The organism is Caryophanon latum, from assembly GCF_001700325.1.
Lineage (GTDB): Bacteria > Bacillota > Bacilli > Bacillales_A > Planococcaceae > Caryophanon > Caryophanon latum.
Genome location: NZ_MATO01000044.1, coordinates 101,109 through 111,130, shown reverse-complemented (window position 1 = coordinate 111,130; position 10,022 = coordinate 101,109). Strand labels below are relative to the sequence as shown.

Genomic DNA, 10,022 nt, shown 5'->3' with positions numbered 1-10,022 from the left:
CTTCAAACAGAAGTAGACAAAGCAAAAGATTTAGAAGAAGCAGCATATACAGAGGCAAGCTGGCAAGATTATGCTAAAGCGTTAGAGGAAGCAGAGAAAGTATTAGCGGACGAAAACGCCACACCAGAGCAGATCAAAGTAGCATTAGAAGTTTTAATAAAAGCAAAAGATGAGTTGGCAATCGTTGTAGAACCAAAACCAGAACCAACGCCAGAACCAAAACCAGAACCAACGCCAGAGCCAAAACCAGAACCAACACCAGAGCCGACGCCAGAGCCGACGCCAGAGCCGACGCCAGAGCCAACACCAGAGCCGACGCCAGAACCAACACCAGAACCAACGCCAGAACCAACACCAGAGCCGACGCCAGAGCCAACACCGGCACCAACGCCGACACCGAGTCCGGCACCGGCACCGATGCCAGAGAAGCCAGGTGAAACGGAACTAGAGGAACAGTCGACTACAATTGTTGAAGTAGCGTTAGAGGTGGCGGGTGAAAATCCGGTGGAGAGAACACCGATTGCGGTCGAGCGTACGGATAAAGGGGACAGTCAAGTAGCAGATACTGTCAACTTAACGGAAGAGCATGCGTTACAGGCAATTGAAAAGGCGCAGGAAATTCAAAATACGATTGTGCGTATCGTTGTACCAGATCCACAGGACATCGTGGCACAAACAGTAGGGAATATCCCTGGTAAAGTAGCGCAAATGCTATATGAAAATAAGCTATCGTTAGAAATTTCAACGGAAAATGCGTTGTTAGAAGTACCAAATAGCTCATTAAATGGTATAGTAGAGGACTTCTACTTCAACTTGATTCCTGTGAAAGCAGAGTCAGAGCGTATCGAAATTGAAAACCGTGCACGTACAGAGGAAGTAGTACGAGATATCCTTGGAACGAATGATGTACATGTACTAGCACGTCCGATGGTGATTGAAACAAACTTACCATCACGTCCGGTTGACATTACGTTACCGTTAAAGGATGTAACATTACCGACGAATGAGGTAGAGCGCCAAGCATTTTTAAATAGCTTAGCTGTTTATATCGAGCATTCAGATGGCGAGAAAAAGGTTGTATATCCAGAAGTAGTGAAGCTAGAAAATGACACGTTTAGTTTACGCTTCAAAGTAAATGAGTTTGGGACGTTTACGCTTCTTCAAATGGATCAAGATGTCATCACGCACGCAGCGTATATTCGAGGCTTTGATGATGGTACTTTCCGTCCAGAGGAAAACGTAACACGTGTACAAATGGCACGTATGATTGCACGTATTTTAGGTTATAAAGATGGCATGGAAGTGAAGGAGGCACCGTTTAAAGATATTTCTGCGACGCACTTTGCGGCAGGCGAAATTGCTTTCGTGAAGGCAGCAGGTATTATGGACGGTGACGAAAATGGTCACTTTAATGCATCGAACGAATTAACACGTGCACATATGGCGAAAATTATAGCGAATATGAAGCAGTTAACGGTTGAAGAAAATGTTGAGCTAACATTTACGGATACGAAAGGTCACTGGGCACAGTGGATCATCGAGGCGAACCGTGAAGCAGGTATTGTCAATGGTTACCCAGATGGTCGCTTTGCACCAAAAGAGGCAATTACACGTGTGCAAGCTGTGTATATGATTAACCGTATGTTAGAGCGCGCACCATTAAATGATTTACCGACGCAAAGCTTTAAAGATGTATCAGCGACGCATCGTGCAGTTGGAGAAATTGAAGCAGCGACTCGTACACATTCATATATCATTGATGCAAAGGGACAACAGCTCCTTGTACATGATTAAGTGACGCTGAGTGAAATCGTTTACCAATAAAAAGGAGACATGTGGCAAGTTCGCATGTCTCCTTTATTTGTTTTTTCAGTTATCAAATTATTATATAATGAATAATATTTAAGGGAATAAATGGTTCCTCACCGTAAGCTGGGGTTGACGTGAAAAGCAACCTCAAGTTATGCTGAAGAGCCCAAATAGTGTACTAAAAGGAGAACATTATGCCAACGATTTACGAACAGTTACAAGAAGTGTTAGCAGGGCGTGAGGGCGAGCTTGTGTATGCAGGCGATGTGAAGGCGTTGTTAGCGGAAAAATACGGAACGAATACAGGAAGCGTCATGTTGTCGGATTATTGCTATAACCGTTACAACAACGGCATCGCATTTACGAAGCATTTGTTTCAGTATATTGACCGCAATACATATAAATATTTAGGCGAGCATGCGAATTATACGGGGCTTATTTTTCATAAGCAACAAGGGGAAGCGGCAGAGCGCATCGTCGGCGAGTGGATTGGCGGCGTGAAATATATGAAAGGTGATGGCATTAGCAAAGCGCAAGTCGAGCAGCTGTACACATATTACCAGGACATTTTACGCTACGAGCTGCACGTTCTCCAAACGAAGCCGACTGAGCTACGCCATTTACTCGGGCGCATCGGTGAATTTTTATGCGTGCTTCAAACGGACGGTCAGCTGGCATTAAACGTCAATGAGCCAGGCTATGACGTCATTGGTGCGAACGGTCGTAAAATTAGCGTCAAAACGACAGCGCAAGCAAGCGGTTTCATTCCAATTAATCGCAACACATTCCATTTATGTGATGACTTGTTCATCGTGCAATATAAAAATGAAGCGTTCCATGTCGTTTATTTCGGTGACAAGGAGCACATCGTCGAGCATTGTCGTGCGTACGATAAAACGTATGAGCTAGATGTATCGAAGTTAAACAAGTTAACAATGTAAAAGTAGCGGCATAACGTATGTCTCATGCCGCTTTTATCATTCGAATGGGCAGTTCGCGTCATGCGGTTCGCTTTCCTCGGGCATGGCTTGAGCCTGTAGTCTCGCCGCGCGCTCACTGCCACTCATATACAGCATTCTTTTAGCTTGTTTGCTAAAAATGGCTAATCGATAAACTTCATTTCATTTGCAATCAACGTGTATGATTGAAGGCGGTCATGCAATGAATACGCAATCGTGTTGATCATGATTTCATCTGCACCGTACATACGTTGAATTGCATGAAGCTGCTCTTTCACTTGTGCGGGATTGCCGATAATGGCGCGCTTTTTCATTGTTTGTAACGTTTCTACGTCTGCCTCATTCAGCTCGTAGTTGTGCGCCTCTTCAATCGACGGAATGCCGTTTGCGCTGCCTTTGTCGAGCTGTAGCGACCAAATGAGAAAGCTTTGCGCGATGTGTTCTGCTTGTTCGGTCGTTTCGGCACAAATGACAGAAGCGGTCACGATGACGTACGATGTTTTCGCAAATGTGCTCGGCGTAAATGTGTCGCGGTACTGCTGAATGACCGCCACACCGTCCTCACTGCTCATAAAGTGACCGAACGTAAACGGCAAGCCGTGCTGTGCTGCTAACACGGCGCTTTTTTGCCCAGTGCCGAGCAGCCACGGAACGGGAGCAATTGCTGGAACTGGTGCAGCCGATAGCTTCGCGTGCGCATTTTCTGGCTGGAAGTCGTCTTGCAAAAATTGCAGCAGTTCTTCGACGAGTTGTGGGAAGCGACCGACGTTTTGAATGAAGTTACCAGATAGTGCAATCATCGCTTCCGACGAGCCACCTGGTGCACGACCGATGCCGACATCAATGCGATTTGGCAAAAGTGTTGCGAGCATATGAAACAGCTCGGCCACTTTGTACGGCTTATAATGCGGCAAAAGGAGCGCACCTGTGCCAAGGCGAATTGTCTTCGTTTGTGCGCCGATGTAGCTGAGCATAATTTCAGGCGCTGAACAGGCAAGCCCGGCTAAGTCGTGATGCTCGGCAATCCAGTAGCGCGTATAGCCGAGCGCTTCGCCGTGCTGTGCAAGCAGCAACGCATTTTGCAGCGCTTGTTGCGGCGTTTCATTTGAAGCAATCGGCGCTTGATCGAGTATGCTTAATTTCATATCGCTCAATCCTTTACTTGTGCGAATGTTACTGCATAGTTCGCTACTTGATTCGGCTCGTATAAATTCGTCGTATCGGTAACGTAATGCACAATCGTACCTGTAAATTGACGCCCGTTATGAGGCACTGTTACGTCGAATGTTTGCTCGTACAATAAGACGGCAAGCTCGTGGTATTCCTCGCTCGTAACGTTGAATGTAACCGATACGTGCAGACGGTCATTTTTCGTTTCTTCTTTATAGCTCGTCACCGGAATGACGCGGTCGTTTAATTGAATTGTTGTCACAAAAATCACTTCTTTCTAAGCGGTTGTGTTTTTATTATACGTTTCGATTGCCGAAATGAATAGCGAGCCGCATTTTTAATATATAAACAAGCGTGTTGATTAGCCATTCAATTGGCATTTCGCGTATTGCGGCTCGCTTTCCTGGGGCTCGGCTCAAGCCTCCGCACCGCTCCTACGTCGCGGCTTACGGGGTCTTGAGTCACGAGCTCTTCCCCAAGGAGTCTCGCCGCACGCTCCATGCCACTACAATGCTGCATTCATGTCAGTTTTGCTGCTGAAAACAACCAATTCAGCTGTATAAAAGTGGCTAATCAACAGACCTGATATATAAATAGTGTAGTTTTTTACTTAGCGGCTATGTTAAAATAACAACTGCATTTACCGCGGCACATAAAGAAAGGTTGATGCGATATGGACAAATGGTTACAACAATTGAAGGGTGTTTTGCTAAATGAATTTGGCGAAAGCATTCAGTTTATCGGTTTACAAGGTAGTCGCGCTCGCAATGAAGCGACAGATCGAAGTGATATTGATGTTGTTGTTATTTTTGATGCAATGACAATGGATGTACTAGCACGTTATGAAGCGGTTGTACAAACATTGCCGAATCGTCATTTATTATGTGGTTTTGTCGGTGGTCTCAATGACTTAAATAATTGGGATAAGGCAGATTTATTTACGTTTATGTATGATACGACAGCAATTTACGGGGAACTATCTATTCCGAAAGAAGCCATTACAAAAGCGCACGTACAAAAATTTGTTCGTTCCACAGCAGGAAACGTCTATCATATGGCACTTCATAATTATTTACATGGAAAAGATATACATACGATAGTAAGTTTATTTAAAAGTGCGCGCTTTGCGGTGCAAGGAATCGTGTTTTTAGAGAAGGCGACGTTTATTGCACAGCTTTCGCAATTAGAAACAGTCGCCACACATTATGATCGAGATGTTATACAGCGTTTAGCTACACTAATCAATAGTGCAGACGCAGATTTACAAAAAGATACTGAACTATTATTAGCATGGTCACAGCACGTACTACAAAGAGTGAAAGAATAATGCGATGATTATCGAATAAATGGACGGTGAACGTATTGCCGTTCATGTTCCTACAGTATTGCTTGAATCGCTTTACCGCGCGTTCACGACCATTAGCGACAGTATTTATTTGGAGCAGATAATGATAACAAGCATCGCTATATGCATTAAATTTAAAAAAGCGGCATGAGAAACGTTTCTCATGTCGCTTTTAGTTCGTTAAATAGCTGTATATCCACCATCGATTAATAAGTTAATACCTGTTGTAAATTCATTTTCACATAAAAAGACGATGCCGTGTGCAATTTCTTCTGGCTTGCCGAGTCGACCGATTGGATGACGTGCAACGAGCCCATCGTAAAATTCACCGAGTGCTTCTTTGTTTACCATGCCTGATTCGACATAGCCAGGACAAACGGAATTGACACGAATGTTTTGGAGCGCGTATTCAGCAGCAAGCGATTTCGTTAAAAGATTAACCGCGCCTTTGGATGCATTGTAAGCAAACGCCCCTGCCTCACCACACCTAAAATCGAGGCAACATTAATGACAACACCACCATCTTGCTTTAAAAATTGTTGAATGGCATATTTAGCCCCGAAAAATACGCCGTCTTGATTAATACGAATGACACGTTGATAATCTTCATAGTCGAGTTCATGTGTAGCAGCTAGCATACCGATGCCGGCATTGTTTACGATAATATGTAAGGCACCGAATGTCTGAACTGCATGCTGAACAAGCGCTGCAACACTTTGCTCATTGCCAACATCAGCAGTGAAAAAGGATGTTTCCGCTCCTGCTTGACGTAGTGCCTCTGCTTGCTGTTGACCAACCTCTTCATTTACATCTGACAGTACAACTTTCGCGCCCTTTTTGGCAAATGCTTGTGCAGTAGCAAAGCCAATACCCGAAGCGGCACCAGTGACAATAGCAACTTTTCCTTGTAAATCGAACATGCAAATTCCTCCTCTTTCGTTAACGTGCAAGTTAAGTATAACAGAAGTTACTTTGTCATAACTATTGCGGTCATATATTAATTAGCGCAATAGTTACATATAAAAGTGAATATGTATACATAATAATGGCTCTTCATTCAAGCGTATGGATTAGCGAATAAATGGGCATTGAACTTATTGTGCTCGTTTTTTATACTCTCCTTTTCGGGTATACGTATGGAAAAGGGGTGAAGTGATGAATCGTTTACACAATTGGAAAAAGGAAGATTTTTTATTATTAACGGTTATTCCGTTAGAGCTATGGATTGGCACACAGCTATCGATCATTCCGGGCATTAATAGCAGCTCGACGTCGCTCATCGTTTCGGGCGTGCTGCTGTTTATTGTAGGGATGATCGTCTGCATTTATTGGACGCGCGATTTTTTGGCGGGCGAGTGGCGCGTCTATAAAGAAAAGCTCATTCGCAACGTGGCGCTGACGATTTTGCTAGCGGGTGGTACGTTTTTAGTGATGAAATTAGCAAAGCTCGTCGTGACGGGAAGCGTGTCGAATACGGTGACGACAGCGGACGGGGAATACGGTATCTTTTTGCTTGCGTTTAGCCTCGTGCCTGCTGTTATTGCGGCGTTTGCCGAGGAGCTGACGTTTCGCTATGCGCTGCTTGGGAAGTTTCGAGGGCGCGGACTGCGAGCAGTTATGTTCATCGTGTCGTCAGTGCTGTTTGGGCTAGTGCATTTAAACAACGTGAGCGGCGATGTTGTGGCGACGGTTCCGTATATGATTATGGGGGCGTATTTCGGTGCGGTGTATATGTTCACAAAAAACATTTGGTTTGCGATCGGCACACATTTGTTATACAACGCATCGATTTCGTTGCTGCCGGTGCTGTTGTTAATTGTCGTGAGCTTGTTTCAGTGACGAAAAAAACGCGCGAAAGTTATGACACTTTTGCGCGTTTTTTTATTGATGAAATTTGCCAATTGGTAAAATGAGCGGTGTGTTCGAGACGGGATCGTTCATGACGCGGCATTTTAACGAGAAAATATCCTCGATCAGCTGTTCGTTCACAATGTCAGACGGTGCGCCTTCTGCAACGAGCTGCCCGTTTTTGACCGCGAATAAATGATGTGCATAACGTGCGGATAAGTTAATATCGTGCAGCACCATGACGATTGTTGTGCCATGCTTTTCATTTAGCTCCATCAATAAATCTAAAATTTCGATTTGGTACGTAATGTCTAAATACGTCGTTGGTTCGTCTAAAAATAAAATATCCGTTTGCTGGGCAAGTGCCATCGCAATCCAAACGCGCTGACGTTGCCCACCTGATAATTCGTCGATGCTGCGGTCGGCAAACTCGGCAATGTTCATCATATCGAGTGCTTCAGCGACCGCTTCATAATCTTGCTTTGACCAGCCTTTTAGTAACGTTTGGTGAGGGAAGCGACCACGACCGACTAAATCAGCGACCGTAATGCCTTCAGGAACGATTGGTGACTGTGGCAACAAACCGAGTACGCGCGCGAGCTTTTTCGGCGGCATCGTATGAATCGATTTGCCATCGAGTAATGCTTGACCGCTCGTTGGTTTCATAAGGCGCGACATCGTTTTTAATAGCGTTGATTTCCCGCAGCCATTTGCGCCGATAATGATGCTAATTTTATTCGCAGGAATCGATAAGTTGACGTTTTGTAAAATTGTTTTGTTGTCATAGCCAGCTGTGAGCCCGACAGCTTCAAGCGTATGTGTGTCTTTCATTTATAAATCTCCCTTTCGATTAATGCGAATGAGTAAGTAGATTAAATATGGTGCGCCGATAATGCCGGTAATGACGCCAACTGGGTAGCGCACCGAAAAAGCAAATTGCCCGATTAAATCAGCAGCAAGCACTAAAATAATACCGATGAGCCCAGCAGGTAATACGTTTGAAAAGTCCGACCCGACAAGTCGCTGTGCAATCGGTCCTGCTAAAAAGGCGACGAACGCAATCGGTCCAGTCGTTGCCGTTGCGAGTGCTAAAATGATCACTGCACCGACAATTAGAACGATGCGTGTGCGGTTTGTATCGACGCCGAGCGAGGTCGCGGCTTGTTCGCCAAGTTCGAGCATTGATAATCGTTTGCTGAAGTATAACAGCAGTGGCGTCATAATGATTACCGCAATAATGAGTGGATACGTAGATTCAAGTTTCATACCGTTTAAGCTACCACTTAGCCAGCGTAGCGCAGTTGGAATATCGTGCGTGTTTGCTAGCAACATTAAATAGGAAATAAACGCGTTAAGCATTGCTTGAATCCCGATACCGATTAAAATGAGGCGACCGATCGAGAACGATGCGCCCTTTGCTAATACGTAAATGATGAGTACCGTTGCGAGCCCGCCGACAACCGATGCAATCGAAATGACCGTATTGCTCGCTTGGAGTACGACGATGCAAAAAACAGCCGCTGCACTAGAGCCTGCCGTAATGCCGATAACGTTTGGATTGGCGAGTGGATTGCGCAGCATCGTTTGGAATACGTAGCCGCCGACACCGAACGCAAAGCCGGCAAACGCACCTGCAAGCATGCGAGGCAGACGAATCGTGCCAATCGCAAAATTCGCGCCATCGACGTCGTGACCGAGCAGCACGCGTACAACGTCACGGACTGGATAAATGGTATTGCCGAGCATGAGCATCGTACCGCAAAGAAGTAGTGCGATACATGCAAGGAGCGACGTAATAGCGATGTAACGTCGCTTTCGTTTTTGACGAGATTGTTGAATGTGTAGCATTGTGTTATTCATCATAGCGCACGCATCTTCGCTTTCATTGTAATGAGTATTAAAATTGGTGCACCGATGAACGCGGTTAAAATGCCGACTTCCAGTTCACCAGGGCTACCGAGCAGACGACCGCATACGTCGGCAATCGTTAAAATGATGGCACCTGTTAACGCTGATAGAGGCAAAATAAAACGAATGTCTGGACCGATCACAAGGCGTACAACATGTGTTGCAAGCAAACCGATAAAGCCGATTGGACCAGCAAGCGCAGTCGCAGCACCGCAAAGTAATACAGCTCCAACTGCTGCAAATAAACGAATCGTCACCGTATTGACACCGAGCCCGGTCGCTACTTCATCGCCGAGTGCAAGCGCGTTTAATGCAGGTGCCGTTAGTAGTGCAATGACGATGCCGACAATTAAAAATGGCAAAAATAGCAAAATATTATCCCAGCTACCTGAGCCGACACTACCAACTTGCCAAAAGCGAAACTCGTCCATAACGTTTGTGCGCGGAATCATAATTGCAGTAACGAGTGACGATAAAATAGCACTCGTAGCCGCACCGGCAAGCACGAGCTTTAGCGGCGTTGCACCACTTGCGCCGAGTGAGCCAATTGTAAAGACAAAAATAGCAGTAATAAATGCCCCTGCTATTGCTAACCAAATATATTCATTTGCCGTGCTAATATTGAAAAAAGCAATGCCGCATACGACAAAAAGCGATGCGCCTGTATTGACACCTAAAATACTTGGGTCGGCAATGGGATTGCGTGTAACAGCTTGCATGAGTGCGCCTGCAACACCGAGTGCCGCTCCGCATAGCAAACTAAAAATCGTACGTACAATGCGCTGACGAATAACGCTTGCTTCATGCGACGTCACGTCAGGATGGAATAATCCATCCATCAGTCCCGCCATGCTAATTGTACGTGAGCCGAATATGAACGAGGCAGCGATTGTTACGAGCAGCAATAGGCTTAGTAAAATCGCTACTTTCCAAAAATGCTTTGGCAAAATGATTTGCCGCTTCGTCACTTGTACATCGCCCAT

General features: G+C 45.3%; 9 protein-coding genes and 1 pseudogene. 4 read left to right on the top strand and 6 right to left on the bottom strand.

Annotated elements, in window-relative coordinates; all coding sequences use genetic code 11:
* Nucleotides 1-1,794 (top strand): S-layer homology domain-containing protein (locus A6K76_RS11885; RefSeq protein ID WP_139108692.1); only part of this gene is annotated, 1,794 nt, incomplete at its 5' end.
* Nucleotides 1,795-2,003: 209 nt separating this feature from the next.
* Entirely contained in the window at nt 2,004-2,750 is a 747-nt protein-coding gene (locus tag A6K76_RS11880) for a DUF7225 domain-containing protein (protein WP_066465341.1), read from the top strand.
* A 161-nt stretch (nt 2,751-2,911) separates the two neighbouring features.
* Here A6K76_RS11880 and A6K76_RS11875 read toward each other — a convergent pair whose 3' ends face one another.
* Nucleotides 2,912-3,913 (bottom strand): LLM class flavin-dependent oxidoreductase, encoded by a 1,002-nt coding sequence (locus A6K76_RS11875; protein ID WP_066465339.1) that lies wholly within the window; start codon nt 3,911-3,913, stop codon nt 2,912-2,914.
* A 5-nt stretch (nt 3,914-3,918) separates the two neighbouring features.
* Complete coding sequence (locus A6K76_RS11870; protein ID WP_066465338.1) at nt 3,919-4,200, bottom strand: DUF3219 family protein; 282 nt, start codon at nt 4,198-4,200, stop codon at nt 3,919-3,921.
* A gap of 411 nt (nt 4,201-4,611) precedes the next feature.
* On the opposite strand from A6K76_RS11870, the gene A6K76_RS11865 reads away from it, so the two are divergent.
* Nucleotides 4,612-5,265 carry a nucleotidyltransferase domain-containing protein gene (locus A6K76_RS11865; RefSeq protein ID WP_066465337.1) on the top strand — a complete coding sequence of 218 codons (654 nt, stop codon included), beginning with the start codon at nt 4,612-4,614 and terminating at the stop codon, nt 5,263-5,265.
* 198 nt (nt 5,266-5,463) lie between these two features.
* Here A6K76_RS11865 and A6K76_RS11860 read toward each other — a convergent pair.
* Nucleotides 5,464-6,203, bottom strand: a pseudogene (locus tag A6K76_RS11860) (SDR family NAD(P)-dependent oxidoreductase).
* Nucleotides 6,204-6,438: 235 nt separating this feature from the next.
* On the opposite strand from A6K76_RS11860, the gene A6K76_RS11855 reads away from it, so the two are divergent.
* The gene (locus A6K76_RS11855) at nt 6,439-7,122 is read left to right on the top strand and encodes a CPBP family intramembrane glutamic endopeptidase (protein ID WP_066465336.1); all 684 of its coding nucleotides are present in this window, start codon (nt 6,439-6,441) and stop codon (nt 7,120-7,122) included.
* 42 nt (nt 7,123-7,164) lie between these two features.
* Here the strand turns inward: A6K76_RS11855 and A6K76_RS11850 are convergent, their stop codons facing one another.
* Genes A6K76_RS11850 through A6K76_RS11840 form a run of 3 tightly spaced genes read right to left on the bottom strand, consistent with a single transcriptional unit; the run spans nt 7,165 to nt 10,022 of the window.
* The gene (locus A6K76_RS11850; protein ID WP_066465335.1) at nt 7,165-7,962 is read right to left on the bottom strand and encodes an ABC transporter ATP-binding protein; all 798 of its coding nucleotides are present in this window, start codon (nt 7,960-7,962) and stop codon (nt 7,165-7,167) included.
* Nucleotides 7,963-8,994: a FecCD family ABC transporter permease gene (locus tag A6K76_RS11845; RefSeq protein WP_066465333.1), complete on the bottom strand. Its 1,032-nt coding sequence runs from the start codon at nt 8,992-8,994 to the stop codon at nt 7,963-7,965.
* Nucleotides 8,991-10,022: a FecCD family ABC transporter permease gene (locus A6K76_RS11840; RefSeq protein ID WP_211271757.1), complete on the bottom strand. Its 1,032-nt coding sequence runs from the start codon at nt 10,020-10,022 to the stop codon at nt 8,991-8,993. Before A6K76_RS11840 ends, A6K76_RS11845 begins: the two co-directional genes overlap by 4 nt.

Bases quoted from the DNA above. Each gene is read 5' to 3' on its own strand.
- A6K76_RS11880 (WP_066465341.1), top strand. From the start codon at position 2,004: ATGCCAACGATTTACGAACAGTTACAAGAAGTGTTAGCAGGGCGTGAG.
- A6K76_RS11875 (WP_066465339.1), bottom strand. From the start codon at position 3,913: ATGAAATTAAGCATACTCGATCAAGCGCCGATTGCTTCAAATGAAACG.
- A6K76_RS11865 (WP_066465337.1), top strand. From the start codon at position 4,612: ATGGACAAATGGTTACAACAATTGAAGGGTGTTTTGCTAAATGAATTT.
- A6K76_RS11855 (WP_066465336.1), top strand. From the start codon at position 6,439: ATGAATCGTTTACACAATTGGAAAAAGGAAGATTTTTTATTATTAACG.
- A6K76_RS11850 (WP_066465335.1), bottom strand. From the start codon at position 7,962: ATGAAAGACACACATACGCTTGAAGCTGTCGGGCTCACAGCTGGCTAT.
- A6K76_RS11845 (WP_066465333.1), bottom strand. From the start codon at position 8,994: ATGATGAATAACACAATGCTACACATTCAACAATCTCGTCAAAAACGA.
- A6K76_RS11840 (WP_211271757.1), bottom strand. From the start codon at position 10,022: ATGGGCGATGTACAAGTGACGAAGCGGCAAATCATTTTGCCAAAGCAT.